At 71.0% G+C, this 15,352-nt stretch carries 12 protein-coding genes; 9 read left to right on the forward strand and 3 right to left on the reverse strand.

Features of this window, described 5'->3' with window-relative positions; all coding sequences use genetic code 11:
* The first annotated feature begins 358 nt into the window (after positions 1 to 358).
* On the forward strand, positions 359 to 1,948 hold the full coding sequence (gene serA / locus IE318_RS14580) for a phosphoglycerate dehydrogenase (protein WP_030183136.1): 1,590 nt from the start codon (positions 359 to 361) through the stop codon (positions 1,946 to 1,948).
* Between the two features lie 91 nt (positions 1,949 to 2,039).
* Here the strand turns inward: serA and IE318_RS14585 are convergent, their stop codons facing one another.
* A complete protein-coding gene (locus tag IE318_RS14585) occupies positions 2,040 to 3,614 on the reverse strand; it encodes an MFS transporter (protein ID WP_189900447.1) in 1,575 nt (524 codons plus the stop codon).
* 96 nt (positions 3,615 to 3,710) lie between these two features.
* Between IE318_RS14585 and IE318_RS14590 the strand changes: the two genes are divergently transcribed.
* Complete coding sequence (locus IE318_RS14590; RefSeq protein WP_189900449.1) at positions 3,711 to 4,340, forward strand: TetR/AcrR family transcriptional regulator; 630 nt, start codon at positions 3,711 to 3,713, stop codon at positions 4,338 to 4,340.
* Between the two features lie 34 nt (positions 4,341 to 4,374).
* On the opposite strand, the gene IE318_RS14595 is transcribed toward IE318_RS14590, so the two are convergent.
* On the reverse strand, positions 4,375 to 5,565 hold the full coding sequence (locus IE318_RS14595; protein WP_189900452.1) for a PucR family transcriptional regulator: 1,191 nt from the start codon (positions 5,563 to 5,565) through the stop codon (positions 4,375 to 4,377).
* 162 nt (positions 5,566 to 5,727) lie between these two features.
* Between IE318_RS14595 and IE318_RS14600 the strand changes: the two genes are divergently transcribed.
* The 5 genes from IE318_RS14600 to IE318_RS14615 all read left to right on the forward strand — a co-directional run bounded on the left by IE318_RS14600 (position 5,728) and on the right by IE318_RS14615 (position 11,271).
* Positions 5,728 to 6,654 (forward strand): proline dehydrogenase family protein, encoded by a 927-nt coding sequence (locus tag IE318_RS14600; RefSeq protein WP_189900454.1) that lies wholly within the window; start codon positions 5,728 to 5,730, stop codon positions 6,652 to 6,654.
* Positions 6,655 to 6,718: 64 nt separating this feature from the next.
* Positions 6,719 to 8,350: an L-glutamate gamma-semialdehyde dehydrogenase gene (gene pruA / locus IE318_RS14605; protein WP_030183151.1), complete on the forward strand. Its 1,632-nt coding sequence runs from the start codon at positions 6,719 to 6,721 to the stop codon at positions 8,348 to 8,350.
* Positions 8,351 to 8,675: 325 nt separating this feature from the next.
* Entirely contained in the window at positions 8,676 to 8,807 is a 132-nt protein-coding gene (locus tag IE318_RS46130) for a hypothetical protein (RefSeq protein ID WP_107473529.1), read from the forward strand.
* A 77-nt stretch (positions 8,808 to 8,884) separates the two neighbouring features.
* On the forward strand, positions 8,885 to 9,928 hold the full coding sequence (locus IE318_RS14610) for a 3-isopropylmalate dehydrogenase (RefSeq protein WP_030183153.1): 1,044 nt from the start codon (positions 8,885 to 8,887) through the stop codon (positions 9,926 to 9,928).
* A gap of 254 nt (positions 9,929 to 10,182) precedes the next feature.
* Positions 10,183 to 11,271: a branched-chain amino acid aminotransferase gene (locus IE318_RS14615; RefSeq protein WP_189900457.1), complete on the forward strand. Its 1,089-nt coding sequence runs from the start codon at positions 10,183 to 10,185 to the stop codon at positions 11,269 to 11,271.
* 14 nt (positions 11,272 to 11,285) lie between these two features.
* On the opposite strand, the gene IE318_RS14620 is transcribed toward IE318_RS14615, so the two are convergent.
* On the reverse strand, positions 11,286 to 12,728 hold the full coding sequence (locus IE318_RS14620) for a cytosine permease (protein ID WP_189900459.1): 1,443 nt from the start codon (positions 12,726 to 12,728) through the stop codon (positions 11,286 to 11,288).
* 146 nt (positions 12,729 to 12,874) lie between these two features.
* On the opposite strand from IE318_RS14620, the gene ureA reads away from it, so the two are divergent.
* Together ureA and IE318_RS14630 are read left to right on the forward strand one after the other, a co-directional pair.
* Positions 12,875 to 13,627, forward strand: a complete 753-nt coding sequence (gene ureA, locus IE318_RS14625; protein ID WP_189900461.1) for an urease subunit gamma — start codon at positions 12,875 to 12,877, stop codon at positions 13,625 to 13,627.
* Positions 13,624 to 15,345 carry an urease subunit alpha gene (locus IE318_RS14630; protein ID WP_189900463.1) on the forward strand — a complete coding sequence of 574 codons (1,722 nt, stop codon included), beginning with the start codon at positions 13,624 to 13,626 and terminating at the stop codon, positions 15,343 to 15,345. Before ureA ends, IE318_RS14630 begins: the two co-directional genes overlap by 4 nt.
* The last annotated feature ends 7 nt before the right edge of the window (positions 15,346 to 15,352 follow it).

Below are 15,352 nucleotides of genomic sequence, written 5' to 3' on the forward strand. Positions count from 1 at the left end.
GGACTCCGAGCACCTGCTGGAGACCACCGGCAAGGAGCTGCGCAAGCTCATGAGCTGGGTGAACGAGGAGGCGTAAGCCTCGTGGCGGAGGGGTCGGAGCGGATGCTCCGGCCCCTTTTGCCGAACCCGGAGTAACGTCGTGAGTCATTGGTGGACTCGCGGCGTTGTCCACCCCGTCCAGCCACGGACGGGTGATCCTTCCGCAGCGGCGTAATACGACGCACGCGGCGCCACTACACTGCTGCACAACAACGCGTCAGGCCCACAGCGTCGTGCGTCTTCCACGCGGCTAGCACCCCTCCTCCGCCTGCGGCCGTCGGGACGGCCGTCCGCATGCATTGGACTTGTGAGGACTCACGTGAGCTCGAAACCTGTCGTACTCATCGCTGAAGAGCTGTCGCCAGCCACCGTCGACGCGCTCGGCCCGGACTTCGAGATCCGGCACTGCAACGGCGCCGACCGGGCCGAACTGCTCCCCGCCATCGCCGACGTGGACGCGATCCTGATCCGCTCGGCCACCAAGGTCGACGCGGAGGCGATCGCCGCGGCGAACAAGCTCAAGGTCGTCGCCCGCGCCGGCGTCGGCCTGGACAACGTCGACGTCTCCGCCGCCACCAAGGCGGGCGTGATGGTCGTCAACGCCCCGACCTCCAACATCGTGACCGCCGCCGAGCTCGCGTGCGGCCTCATCCTCGCCACCGCCCGCAACATCCCGCAGGCCAACGCCGCGCTGAAGAACGCCGAGTGGAAGCGCAGCAAGTACACGGGTGTGGAGCTGGCCGAGAAGACCCTCGGTGTCGTCGGCCTCGGCCGCATCGGCGCCCTGGTCGCCCAGCGCATGTCCGCCTTCGGCATGAAGGTCGTCGCCTACGACCCCTACGTGCAGCCCGCGCGGGCCGCGCAGATGGGCGTCAAGGTGCTGACCCTGGACGAGCTGCTGGAGGTCTCCGACTTCATCACCGTCCACCTCCCGAAGACCCCCGAGACCCTCGGCCTGATCGGCGACGAGGCGCTGCGCAAGGTCAAGCCGAGCGTCCGCATCGTCAACGCCGCGCGCGGCGGGATCGTCGACGAGGAGGCGCTGTACTCGGCGCTCAAGGAGGGCCGGGTCGCCGGCGCGGGCCTGGACGTGTACGCCAAGGAGCCCTGCACGGACTCCCCGCTGTTCGAGTTCGACCAGGTGGTCTGCACCCCGCACCTCGGCGCCTCCACCGACGAGGCCCAGGAGAAGGCGGGCATCGCGGTCGCCAAGTCCGTGCGCCTCGCGCTGGCCGGTGAGCTGGTGCCGGACGCGGTCAACGTCCAGGGCGGTGTCATCGCCGAGGACGTCAAGCCGGGCCTGCCGCTCGCCGAGCGCCTCGGCCGCATCTTCACCGCCCTCGCGGGCGAGGTCGCGGTCCGCCTCGACGTCGAGGTCTACGGCGAGATCACCCAGCACGACGTGAAGGTGCTGGAGCTCTCCGCGCTCAAGGGCGTCTTCGAGGACGTCGTCGACGAGACGGTCTCCTACGTCAACGCGCCGCTGTTCGCACAGGAGCGCGGCGTCGAGGTCCGCCTGACCACCAGCTCGGAGTCCGCCGACCACCGCAACGTCGTCACGGTGCGCGGCACCCTCGCCGACGGCGAGGAGGTCTCGGTCTCCGGCACGCTGGCCGGCCCGAAGCACGTCCAGAAGATCGTCGCGGTCGGCGACTACGACGTGGACCTGGCGCTCGCCGACCACATGGTCGTCCTGCGCTACGAGGACCGTCCCGGTGTCGTCGGCACGGTCGGCCGCGTCATCGGCGAGGCCGGCATCAACATCGCCGGCATGCAGGTCGCCCGCTCGACCGCGGGCGGCGAGGCGCTGGCGGTGCTGACCGTGGACGACACGGTGCCGTCCAACGTTCTCGCGGAGGTCGCCGCGGAGATCGGGGCGACGTCGGCTCGTTCGGTGAACCTCGTCTAGGTCGCCGTACCTGAACCAGGTTGCCGTACCTGAACGCCGGGCGGGCTACGTGATGTAGCCCGCCCGGCGTTCTGCGTTCCGCCGGTGGCCGTCAGGCCACCGACTCCACCGCCTCCACGGTCTCGGCCGCCTCCGGCTCCGCCACCGGCGCGGTCTCGCGCACGTGGACCCGGCGCAAGGTCGTCGCCGCCGCGATCGCCGCGACGACCAGCACCGCCGCGGCCGCGACCGCCGCGCCCCGCATTCCGTCGGTGAACGCCGCCCGTGCCGCCGTCACCAGGGCCTCGCCCGCACGCCCCGGGAGCTGTCCGGCGACGGCGAGCGCACCGCCGAGGGTCTCGTGGGCCGGGGCCGGGGCGGCGGACGGGATCTCGTGGCGGTAGATCGCCGTACCGACGGAGCCGAGCACCGCCATGCCGAGCGCGCCGCCGAACTCCTGGCCGGTCTCCAGCAGGGACGAGGCCGCGCCCGCCCGCTCCACCGGGGCCGCGCCGAGCGCCAGGTCGGTCATCTGGGACATCACCATCACGATGCCGGAGGCCAGGACGCCGCACGCGACCAGCACCAGCACCAGCGAGTCCGTGCCGGCCAGGGCGAGCATCACGTAGCCGGTCGCGGCGATCCCGAAGCCCGCGGCGACGACGTACGCCCGGTTGACGCCCTTCTGCACCAGCTGCGTCGCCACCGGGGCCGCCATTCCGATCGGCACCGAGGGCAGCAGCGCCCACAGGGCCGCCTCCAGCGCGCTCTTGCCGAGCACCGACTGCAGGTACTGCGTGGTGAAGAAGGCCGAGCCCATCATGGCGAACGCGGAGACGAGGTTCAGGACGATCGCGGGGGCGAAGCCACGGCCGCGGAACAGGGCCGGGGAGATCATCGGGGCGGCCGCCGTGCGCTGGCGGTGGACGAAGAGGGCCGCGAAGAGCAGGCCGACGGCGATCGAGACGACGTAGAGCGGGTGCACTCCCTCGGACGGGATCTCCTTCAGGCCGTAGATCACCGGGAGCACCGCCGCCATCGACAGCGGCACGCTGAGCAGGTCGAAGCGGCCGGGCTCGGGGTTCTTCGACTCGGGCAGCAGGACCGGGCCCAGCACCAGCAGCAGCACCATCGCGGGCAGGTTGACCAGGAATACCGAGCCCCACCAGAAGTACTGCACCAGGACACCGCTCAGCACCGAGCCGAGCGCGATGCCGCCGGTCATCACACCGGACCAGATGCCGATGGCCTTCGCCCGCTGGGCGGGGTCGGTGAACATCGTGCGGACCAGCGCCATCGTCGAGGGCATCAGGGTGGCGCCGCCGATGCCGAGGACCGCGCGGGCGGCGATCAGGGTCTCGGCGCTGTTCGCGTACGCGGCCGTCAGCGAGGCGGCGCCGAAGGCGGCGGCCCCGATCAGCAGCAGCCGGCGGCGGCCGATGCGGTCGCCGAGCGAGCCCATCGTCATCAGCAGACCGGCCAGGACGAACGCGTAGATGTCGAAGATCCACAGCTGCTGGGTGCCGCTCGGCTCCAGGTCCGCGCTGATCGCGGGGATCGCGAAGTAGAGGACCGAGACGTCCATCGAGACCAGCAGCAGCGGCAGCATCAGCACGCCGAGGGCGGTCCATTCACGGCGGCCGGCGCGAGGGGCCGCGGTCGTGGTGGTGCTCGTCGAGTTCGTCATGCCAAGGAATGTACACACGTCTTATACGGCTGTCTAGAACGAATGTATAAGTCATTTGTATAGGACGGCCGTATGGATCGCGGGTAGGCTGATCGCATGGGACATCGTGAGGATCTGCTGGAAGGCGCGAAGCGCTGCCTGCTGGAGAAGGGCTTCCTGCGCACGACCGCGCGGGACGTCGTCAAGGCGTCGGGGACCAACCTCGCGTCCATCGGCTACCACTACGGCTCGAAGGACGCCCTGCTGGCACAGGCGTACGTGTCGTTGATCGAGGGCGTGGGGGAGACCATGGCCGCGGGCCCGGGCTGGGGCGCGGGCGGCGAGACGACGGCGCCCTCCGGGTCGCTGGAGCGCTTCCGGGACGTGTGGGCGAGCGTCATCCGCTCGGTCCCCGAGTCGCGGGCCATCTGGCTGCTGAGCTTCGAACTCATCTTCCAGGGCGAGCGGATGTCGGAGGTGCGCCGACTGCTGGGCGAGGCCCAGCAGGAGGGGCGTTCCGGGCTGGTCTCGATGTTCACCGGCATCCCGGAGAGGGAGCTCGACAAGGAGACCGTCGACACGGAGGGCCGCTTCTACCAGACCCTGCTCAACGGGCTCATGGTGCAGTGGCTCTTCGACCCGGAATCGGCGACCGACGCCGACGAACTCACCGAGGGGCTGCGCCGGGTGATCGCGGGAGCCGAGCAGGCCCGGAAGGAGGCGGCGGAGCCCGCCGGGAAGAGCTGACTGCAGCCGCGCCGCCTTGAGCGCCTGTGGGTGACTACAGCCGCGCCGCCTTGAGCGCCATGTGCAGCAGCAGCCGGTCCTCGCCGTCGTCCAGGTCCAGGCCGGTCAGCTGTTCCACCCGGGACAGCCGGTAGTAGAGGGTCTGGCGGTGGATGCCCAGCTCGGCGGCGGCCCGGCCGGCCTGGCCCGCGCAGTCCAGGAAGACCTCGGCGGTGCGGGCCAGCTCCTGGTGGGCGGGGGAGAGCAGAGCGCGTACGGCGGGGTCCTGCGCGGCCTCCGGCGGCAACGCGGTGAGCAGGCGGAACGGGCCGATCGACGCCCACTCGGCGACCGGGCCGAGGCGCGGCTCCGCCAGCGCGGCCCGTGCGGCGGCCGACGCCTCCGCCCAGGCGCTGCCCAGTTCGGCGAGCCCCGTCCGGCCGGCGGCGATCCCACCGGCCACCGCGCCCCCGCCCGCCCGTTCCAGCAGCCGCGTCGCCGCCGACACCGCCGGGGTCAGCGTGTCCGTGGAGCGCAGCCGCACCAGCAGCGCCAGGCACTGGGCCGTGGCACCCCAGGGCACCGCGCACAGCGCCGTCGCGCCCGGCAGGGTGCGCACCGAGGGGGCGTCGTCGGGGTCCGCCGAGGGCCAGGGCGCCACGCACACCACCGTGTGCGGCCCGTCCGCGCGCACACCCAGGGCCGTACGCAGCTCCGCAACCGCCGCATCGCGCGGCCAGCCCCGCTCCGCGGTCAGCACGGCCCGCAGCTCCCGGGTGAGGTCGGCGCCGTGCTGCGCCTCGTCCGCGAGCAGCGCGCCGATCCGCGCGGTCACCCGCATCGCCGCCGCCAGCTGCTGCTCGGTCGGCCCCGGATCGTCCTCCAGGAGCCAGACGTAGCCGAGGACGACACCCCGGTGGCGTACCGGAAGGCAGATCCGTCCCCGGTACACGCCCGCCTCGGGGGTCGGCGGGATCCTGACCGGGCCCGTGGCCCGGGTGATGCCGAAGCCCTCGAACCAGCGGCGGACCGCAGCCGTGGACCGGCGCGTGAGGATCGACCGGGTGCGCACGGGGTCCAGGGCCGAGGGATCCAGATCCTCCTCGCTGGCGTAGGCGCCGAAGGCGATCAGCACGAAGTCCCGGTTCTCCAGGGTGGCCGGCGCGCCGAGCAGCTCCGAGATCTCGTCGACCAGCTCCTGGTAGTCACCTTTGTAATCGGCCGTCACACGGGCATTCTCCCTCATTTCCGCAGGCCCTTCATACATCTGTCTGAGATCGGGTCCACGGATGCGTGACAGCTGTCGATGGCAGACGATCGGAGGGATCCTTAACTTTCACGGTGGTTCTCCGTGCCGTCCCCGAATGGTCGGGTTTCGGCCTTCTTTGACCTGTTGTGGAGGTGCCCCGTGCTGGGTCCCGTGATTCTTGCCGCGTCGCGCAGCGACCGGATGCGACGCCTGATCTCGGCGGCCCCGGTGACCAAGCAGGTCGTCGACCGCTTCATCCCCGGCGAGACCGTGGACCACGTCGTTCCCATCATCGAGGAGCTGACCGGCCGGGGCCTGGAGCTGACCATGGACGTGGTCGGCGAGGACATCACCACTCCCGAGCAGGCCACCGCCGCCCGCGACGCCTACCTGCTGCTGATCGACCGCCTCAAGGACCTGGAGCTCGGCCCGAAGGTCGAGATGTCCGTGAAGCTGTCCATGTTCGGCCAGTCCCTCCCCGGCGGCCACGAGCTGGCGCTCGCCAACGTCCGCCCGGTCGTCGAGGCCGCGGCCGCCATCGGCACCACGGTCACGCTGGACGCGGAGGACCACACCACCCTCGACTCGATGTTCGCCATCCACGAGGAGCTGCGGAAGGACTTCCCGCAGACCGGCTGCGTCATCCAGGCCTACCTCTTCCGCACCGAGGCCGACGCGCGCCGCCTCGCCGCTTGCGGCAGCCGCGTACGGTTGGTGAAGGGCGCCTACAAGGAGCCCGCCGAGGTCGCGTACCAGAACAAGCACGAGATCGACAAGGCGTACGTCCGGATCCTGCGCACCCTCATGGAGGGCGACGGCTACCCGATGGTCGGGTCCCACGACCCGCGTCTGATCTCCATCGCGCAGGAGCTGGCCCGCGGTGCCGGCCGCAAGCTCGACGAGTACGAGTTCCAGATGCTGTACGGCATCCGCAGCGACGAGCACCTGCGGCTGGCCGCCGAGGGTCACCGGATGCGCGTCTACACCGCCTACGGCACCGACTGGTACGGCTACTTCATGCGGCGCCTGGCGGAGAAGCCGGCGAACCTGCGCTTCTTCGTCCGCTCGATGGTCAGCAAGGGCTGAGCCCGCACCCCAAGCCCGCACCCCACGCCCGACCCACCGCTCACGTCAAGGAGTTACGGAACCCATGGACGCTGTGACCCAGGTCCCCACGCCCGTCAACGAGCCGGTGCACGGCTACGCCCCCGGCTCGCCCGAACGCGCCCGGCTGGAGGCCAAGCTCAAGGAGCTGGCCGAGAACCCGGTCGACCTGCCCTGCACCATCGGTGGCGAGAAGCGCATGGGCGGCGGTGAGGCCTTCGAGGTCGTCCAGCCGCACAACCACAAGGCCGTCCTCGGCACCTACCGCAACGCGAGCAAGCAGGACGCCCAGGACGCCGTCGACGCGGCCCTGGCCGCGGCCCCGGCCTGGCGCGCGATGTCCTTCGACGACCGTGCCGCGATCATCCTGCGCGCCGCCGAGCTGCTGGCCGGCCCGTGGCGCGAGACGATCGCCGCCTCCACCATGCTCGGCCAGTCCAAGACCGCCCAGCAGGCCGAGATCGACAGCCCCTGCGAGCTGGTCGACTTCTGGCGCTTCAACGTCCACTACGCCCGCCAGATCCTGGCGGAGCAGCCCCCGGCCAACTCCCCGGGCGTGTGGAACCGCATGGACCACCGCCCGCTGGAGGGCTTCGTCTACGCGATCACGCCGTTCAACTTCAGCGCCATCGCCGCCAACCTGCCGACCGCGCCCGCGCTGATGGGCAACGTGGTGATCTGGAAGCCGTCCCCGACCCAGACCCACGCGGCCGTGCTGCTCATGCAGCTGCTGGAGGAGGCGGGCCTGCCCAAGGGCGTCATCAACCTCCTCACCGGTGACGGCATCGAGGTCTCCGAGGTCGCCCTGAACCACCGTGACCTGGCCGGCATCCACTTCACCGGCTCGACCAGGACCTTCCAGTACCTGTGGAAGACGGTCGGCAACAACATCGAGAAGTACCGCTCCTACCCGCGTCTGGTCGGCGAGACCGGCGGCAAGGACTTCCTGGTGGCCCACCCGAGCGCCGACCGCGCGGTGCTGAAGACGGCCCTGACCCGCGGTGCCTTCGAGTACCAGGGCCAGAAGTGCTCGGCCACCTCCCGGGCGTACATCCCGGCCTCCATCTGGAACTCCGGCTTCAAGGAGGAGTTCGCCGCCGAGGTCGACTACCTGACCATGGGTGACGTCACCGACCTGTCCAACTTCATGGGCGCGGTCATCGACGAGCGCTCCTTCGCGAAGAACAAGGCCGCCATCGACCGGGCCAAGGCGGACCCGTCCTGCACGATCGTCGCGGGCGGCACCTACGACGACTCGGTCGGCTACTTCGTCCGCCCGACCGTCATCGAGTGCACCGACCCGGAGAACGAGGTCTTCACGACCGAGTACTTCGGCCCGATCCTCGCGGTGCACGTCTACGAGGACGACCGTTACGACGAGATGCTGACCCAGATGGAGTCGGTGTCGGACTACGCCCTCACCGGTTCGGTCATCGCGAACGACCGCGCCGCGGCGGCGTACACGATGGAGAAGCTGCGCTACGCGGCCGGCAACTTCTACATCAACGACAAGTCGACCGGCGCCGTGGTCGGCCAGCAGCCCTTCGGCGGCGGCCGCGCCTCCGGCACCAACGACAAGGCCGGCGCCCCGCAGAACCTGATGCGCTGGACCCTGACCCGTGCCATCAAGGAGACCCTGGTCCCGCCGACCGACTACACCTACCCGCACATGGGCTGACCCCCGCGCGGAACCCGCGAACCCCGCCCCCGGCCCGGAAGCACCCCTCCGGCCGGGGGCGGTGCCATGTCCAAAGCCCCAGGTCACAGTCGTGGGGCCGGAGTGGCCGTCTCAGATAGTAGGAAGTCCGAGTAATTGTGGAGACAGCCGGGCCGTCCTCGCATAACTTTGTAGAAGCCGAACGTCACCGCTCGATCCAGCGAATGGCGGTCGTGAGCCGGGCCCTGTGCAGGACACCCCTGCGGCGCCGCTCCCCGCCCACTCCGGCGTCTCGTAAATCCCTCCGCCTGCGCGCTCCGCGCTTTCCCGAAGGAGTCGATTCACCATGGCCGAGACGACCGTCCGCCGCCGCGTCCGCCACGTCACCCGCATGAGCGAGTCCGACCGCAAGAACGCCGCCGCAGCCCTCCAGCGCGCCCTCGACCGCCGCGACAACGGGGGCGAGACCGGCCACTGAGCCGGTTCACCCCCGTCCGCCGGTCCATATGGCGGACGTCGTGTGTCATGTCTCGGGACGAGGAGTAGGGTGCCCGCATGTCTCGCAGCATCGATCTCGCAGTGATCCCCGGTGACGGCATCGGCCAGGAAGTCGTGGCCGAGGGTCTGAAGGTCCTGACCGCCGTCCTCCCGCAGGATGTGAAGCTGGAGACCAAGGAGTACGACTTCGGCGCCCGGCGCTACCACGCCACCGGTGAGACCCTCACCGACGCCGACCTCGAGGCCTTGAAGGCGCACGACGCCATCCTGCTCGGCGCGATCGGCGACCCGTCGGTGCCGTCCGGCGTCCTGGAGCGCGGCTTCCTGCTCAAGCTCCGCTTCGCCTTCGACCACCACGTCAACCTGCGCCCGAGCAAGCTCCTGCCGGGTGTCGCCACCCCGCTCGCCGGCGACCCGAAGATCGACTTCGTGGTCGTCCGCGAGGGCACCGAGGGCCCGTACACGGGCAACGGCGGCACCATCCGCAAGGGCACCGAGCACGAGGTCGCCACCGAGGTCTCCGTGAACACGGCCTTCGGTGTCGAGCGCGTGGTCCGCGACGCCTTCGCCCGCGCCCAGGCCCGCCCCCGCAAGAAGCTCACGCTGGTCCACAAGAACAACGTCCTGACCTTCGCGGGACACCTGTGGACCAACATCTTCAACAAGGTGGCCGAGGAGTACCCCGAGGTCACCACCGAGTACATCCACGTCGACGCGGCCACCATCTACCTGGTCACCCAGCCCGAGCGCTTCGACGTCATCGTCACCGACAACCTCTTCGGCGACATCATCACCGACCTCGCCGCGGCCGTCTCCGGCGGCATCGGCGTCGCGGCCTCCGGCAACATCAACCCGAGCCGCGAGTTCCCGTCCATGTTCGAGCCGGTCCACGGCTCGGCCCCGGACATCGCAGGCCAGGGCAAGGCCGACCCGACCGCCACGGTCCTCTCCGTCGCCCTGCTGCTGCGCCACCTCGGCTACGACGCCGAGGCGACCCGGATCGAGGACGCCGTCTCCGCCGACCTCGCGGAGCGCGGTGGGCTGCCCGCGCGCAGCACCTCCGAGATCGGTGACGCGCTCGCCGTACGAGTAGCCGGCTGACCTGCCGCGCCACTCGAAGAACCTTCGAAGCCGTCGGGTCGCATCCGGGCCCGGCGGCTTCCCCATGTCCGCCGCCGGGTGCCACCATCGAATCCTGGGCCGTATTCACCCCGTTTCCTTCCATCGCAGCCCCCGCGCGATAATCGAACGCGGAGCCGCGACATGAGGGAATGCTCGGACGTCCTAGCACCGGCCACTGGCCGTGCGGGCGTGAGCGCGGCCCGTCACTACAACCCGGTGAAGGACACTCACTCATGACGACGCCCACGATCGAGCTCAAGCCCTCGGCCAACCCGCTCTCCGACGCGGAGCGCGAGGCGATCCTGACCAACCCCGGGTTCGGCCGCCACTTCACCGACCACATGGTGACGATCAGGTGGACCGAGGGCCGGGGCTGGCACGACGGCCAGCTCGTTCCGTACGCGCCGATCCCCCTCGACCCCGCCACCCACGTCCTGCACTACGCCCAGGAGATCTTCGAGGGCCTCAAGGCCTACCGCCAGCCCGACGGCTCGGTCGCCACCTTCCGCCCGGAGAAGAACGCCCTGCGCTTCCAGGCGTCCTCCCGCCGCCTGGCCATGCCCGAGCTGCCCGTCGAGACGTTCATCGAGGCCTGTGACGCCCTGGTCCAGCAGGACAAGGCGTGGGTGCCGGCGCACGGCGGTGAGGAGTCCCTGTACCTGCGCCCGTTCATGATCGCCACCGAGGTCGGCCTCGGCGTCAAGCCCGCCAACGAGTACCTGTTCATCGTGATCGCCTCCCCGGCCGGCGCCTACTTCCCCGGCGGCGTGAAGCCCGTCTCCATCTGGGCCTCCGAGGACCGCGTCCGCGCCGTCCCGGGCGGCATGGGCGACGCCAAGACCGGCGGCAACTACGCGGCCTCCCTGCTCGCCCAGGCCGAGGCCGCCGCCAAGGGCTGCGACCAGGTCTGCTACCTCGACGCCGTGGAGCACAAGTGGGTCGAGGAACTCGGCGGCATGAACCTGTACTTCGTGTACGGCGACAAGATCGTCACCCCGTCCCTCAGCGGCTCGATCCTGGAGGGCGTCACCCGCGACTCGCTGCTGACCGTCGCCCGTGACCTCGGCTACGAGTCGGAGGAGGCCCGCGTCTCCGTCGACCAGTGGCAGCGCGACTCCGAGAACGGCACGCTGACCGAGGTCTTCGCCTGCGGCACGGCGGCCGTGATCACCCCGGTCGGCACGGTCAAGCGCGCGGGCGCCGAGTGGAAGCAGTCGGGCGGAGAGCCCGGCGAGGTCACGATGCGCCTGCGCCAGGCCCTCCTGGACATCCAGCGCGGCATCACCGAGGACAAGCACGGCTGGATGCACGAGCTGGGCTGAGCCTCACCGCCGGCTCAGGCCTCCTGGCGGACAGTCGGGGCCGCCGTGGACTTCCCGTCCGCGGCGGCCCCCTCGTGTTCCCGGCCGTACGTCAGCAGCAGGTAGACCGCGCCGCCGACCGCGCCCGAGAGCAGGAAGCTGCAGTCCACACCGCCGGTCAGACGCAGCAGCGGACCCTGATACGACGGCAGGGACACCGCCAGCAGACCGACCACGGCGCCCACCGCCCAGGAGACGGTCGCCCGCACGTTCCAGCCGGCCCGGTACCAGTAGATGCCGCCCCGCGAGCGCCGGTTGAAGACCTGAAGGGCGTCGGCGTCGTAGACACCGCGGCAGCGGGCGAAGCCGATGAGCGTGATGATGGCCCACGGGGTGCCGATCGCGGTCAGCAGCAGCACGAAGGACGTCATCGCCGACTGGGCGTTCCAGGCGTAGTGGCCGACGAAGACGCAGACCGTGGCGACGACGGCGACCGTGTAGGTGGCCCGCGCGCGCGAGGCGCGCGGCAGGATCGCGTCCAGGTCCAGGCCCATCGAGTACAGCATCAGACCCGCGTTGCCGACCGAGCCGGCGGAGGCGGACAGCAGCAGCGGCAGCAGGTACCAGGTGGGGGAGGCGTCGACCAGCGGGCCTGCGTAGTCCAGGGCGGCGCGGGCGCCGTAGGCCGTGAAGGTGCCGAACAGCTGCGGGACGAGCAGGCCCAGGACGAGGCCGAGCCAGGTGGCGTGCAGCACCCGGCGGGAGGAGTTGCGGCGCGGGGAGATGTAGCGGGTGTAGTCGCCCAGCAGGGTGATGAAGGCGATCGGGCCGGACAGACCCGCGGCCACCGTCGCCAGGAACCACGTCGGCCAGAACCCGCCCAGCAGGTAGCCGCCCGTCTCCGGCAGCGCGGCGGTGCTGAAGTGCGGCGCGTAGGCGATCACACCGAGGGCCAGCAGCGCCGTCATGCCGATCGCGAGGACACGGGACATGGCGAGCAGCACCCGGTAGCCGTAGACGGCGCCCGTGACGGTCGCCGCGGCGAGCAGCGTGTAGACGACGGCGTACGACAGCCCGCTCGGCGTCAGCCCGAACAGCCGGTGCAGGACGCTCACCATCACGTCGCCGCCGATCCACACCGTCAGCGCGGTGTAGCCGAGGGCGAGGAGCAGCCCGACCACCGAGCCGACCAGCCGGCCCCGCACCCCGAACTGGGCGCCGGAGGACGTGGACAGGTTGGTGGCGGTGCGCAGGGAGACCAGGGCCAGCGGGGCCGTGAACAGCGTGCCGACCACGGTGCCCACCACGATCGAGCTGAGCGAGCCCCACCAGTCCAGCCCGAAGGACGGCGGCAGCCAGCCGAAGATGATCACACCGAGGCACAGATTGGACCCGAGCAGGATCGACACCAGATCGCGCGGACCACTGGTCCGTTCCTCTTCGGGGATGGTGTCGACTCCGCGCTGTTCTATCGGCATGGCCTGCGTCTCCTTCGACTGCCGCCTGAGGGTTTGAGCGACGTTCAATGTGACGTGGACGTCGCTGTGCCGTCAATCTTTCGCACCACTGAATCTCACGTTTAGAGTGTTGTTCTAATCCATGAAAGGCAAGGAGGTGCCGCCGCGTGAGACTGACCCCCACGGAGCGTGACCGGCTGCTGCTCTTCGGAGCCGCCGAGCTGGCCCGCGCCCGCAAGGCCCGTGGCCTGCGGCTCAACGTGCCGGAGGCCACCGCCCTGATCGCCGACACCGTCTGCGAGGCCGCCCGCGACGGCGCCCGGCTCGCCGAGGCGATCGAGCGCGCCCGTGCGGTGCTCGGCCCGGACGATGTCCTTCCGGGCGTCGCGGACGTGGTGACCGAGGTCCACGTCGAGGCCGTCTTCGACGACGGCTCACGGCTCGCCGTGGTCTCCGACCCCATCGCGGGCGGCTCGCTGGGGGACCAGGGCCCCGGGGCGCTGCTGCCCGGACCGCAGCACGCCGATCCCGAGCCGGCCGTGTACGTCACGGTCACCAACACCGCCTCCGTTCCGGTGTCGGTCACCTCCCACTTCCACTTCTTCGAGGCCAACCCGCGCCTGGACTTCGACCGCGCGGCCGCCTACGGGACCCGGCTGGCCGTCCCCGCCGGTTCTTCGGTCCGGTTCGGGCCGGGGGAGAGCGCCGAGGTCGGTCTCGTGCCGATCGGCGGAGAGCGGATCGCCATCGGCTTCGCGGGACTCGTCGACGGCCCGCTGGACGCGCCGGGCGCGAAGCAGGAGGCCCTGCGCCGGGCCGCGGCCTGCGGATACCTCGGCGTACCCGAGAACACCGGGCCCGAGAACACCAGGCAGGCGAACACCGAGCAGGCGAACACCGAGCAGGAGGCCGAGCGATGAGCCGCCCCGGAGGTCACCCGGCCGAAGCCCGCCGGCTCACGGCGTACGAGTACGCCGCCACCCACGGCCCGCGCGCCGGCGACCGCATCCGCCTCGGCGACTCCGGGCTGGTCGTGCGCGTGGAGTCCGACTCCCAGAAGTACGGTGACGAGTTCCTCGCCGGGTTCGGCAAGACCGCCCGCGACGGCCTGCACCTGAAGGCGGCGGCCGTCCGCGAGACCTGCGACGTCGTCATCAGCAACGTCGTCGTGATCGACGCGGTGCAGGGCATCCGCAAGGTGTCCATAGGCATCCGCGAGGGGCGCGTCTGCGCCATCGGGCGGGCCGGCAACCCCGACACGCTCGACGGCGTGGACGTGGTCGTCGGCACGGGCACGTCCATCGTCTCCGGCGAGGGGCTCATCGCCACCGCCGGTGCCGTTGACACCCATGTCCACCTGCTCTCGCCGCGCATCATGGAGGCCTCGCTCGCCTCCGGCGTGACCACGATCATCGGCCAGGAGTTCGGGCCGGTGTGGGGCGTGGGCGTCAACTCGCCGTGGGCCCTCAAGCACGCGTTCGGCGCCTTCGACGCCTGGCCGGTCAACATCGGCTTCCTGGGCCGGGGTTCGTCCTCCCACGAGGCGCCGCTCATCGAGGCCCTGGCCGAGGGCGGCGCGAGCGGCTTCAAGGTGCACGAGGACATGGGCGCCCACACCCGTGCCCTGGACACCGCCCTGCGCGTCGCCGAGGAGCACGACGTCCAGGTGGCCCTGCACAGCGACGGCCTGAACGAGTGCCTGTCGGTGGAGGACACGCTGCGTGTCCTCGAGGGCCGTACGATCCACGCCTTCCACATCGAGGGCTGCGGCGGCGGACACGTCCCCAACGTGCTGAAGATGGCCGGAGTGCCGAACGTCATCGGCTCCTCCACCAACCCCACCCTGCCCTTCGGCCGGGACGCGGTCGCCGAGCACTACGGCATGATCGTCTCCGTCCACGACCTCAAGCCCGACCTGCCCGGCGACGCCGCCATGGCCCGCGACCGCATACGGGCCGGCACCATGGGCGCCGAGGACGTGCTGCACGACCTGGGCGCCATCGGCATCACCTCCTCCGACGCCCAGGGCATGGGCCGGGCCGGCGAGACCGTGCGCCGTACCTTCGCGATGGCCGGGAAGATGAAGGCCGAGCTGGGCCCGGTGGACGGGGACGGCCCGGACGACGACAACGCGCGCGTGCTGCGCTACATGGCCAAGCTGACCATCAACCCGGCCATCGCGCACGGCCTGGCCCACGAGGTCGGCTCCATCGAGGTCGGCAAGCTCGCCGACATCGTGCTGTGGCGCCCGGAGTACTTCGGCGCCAAGCCGCAGCTCGTCCTCAAGGCGGGCTTCCCGGCGTACGGCGTGGTCGGCGACCCGGGCGCGGCCACCGACACCTGCGAACCCCTGGTGCTCGGCCCGCAGTTCGGCGCGCACGGCGCCACCCCCGCCGAGATCTCGGTGGCGTTCGTCGCGCAGGCCGCCGTGGACCAGGGCCACGACACGATGCCCACCCGGCGCCGCCGGGTGGCCGTGCGCGGCACCCGCGGCATCGGCCCGGCCGACCTGCGCCTGAACTCCCGCACCGGAGCGGTCGACGTCGACGGGCGCACCGGCCTGGTCACCCTCGACGGTGATCCGCTGCGCTCCGAGCCCGCCGACTCCGTCTCCCTCAACCGCCTCTACTTCCTCTGAGGATCCC

The organism is Streptomyces spiralis (assembly GCF_014654675.1).
Classification (GTDB): Bacteria; Actinomycetota; Actinomycetes; order Streptomycetales; family Streptomycetaceae; genus Streptomyces; species Streptomyces spiralis.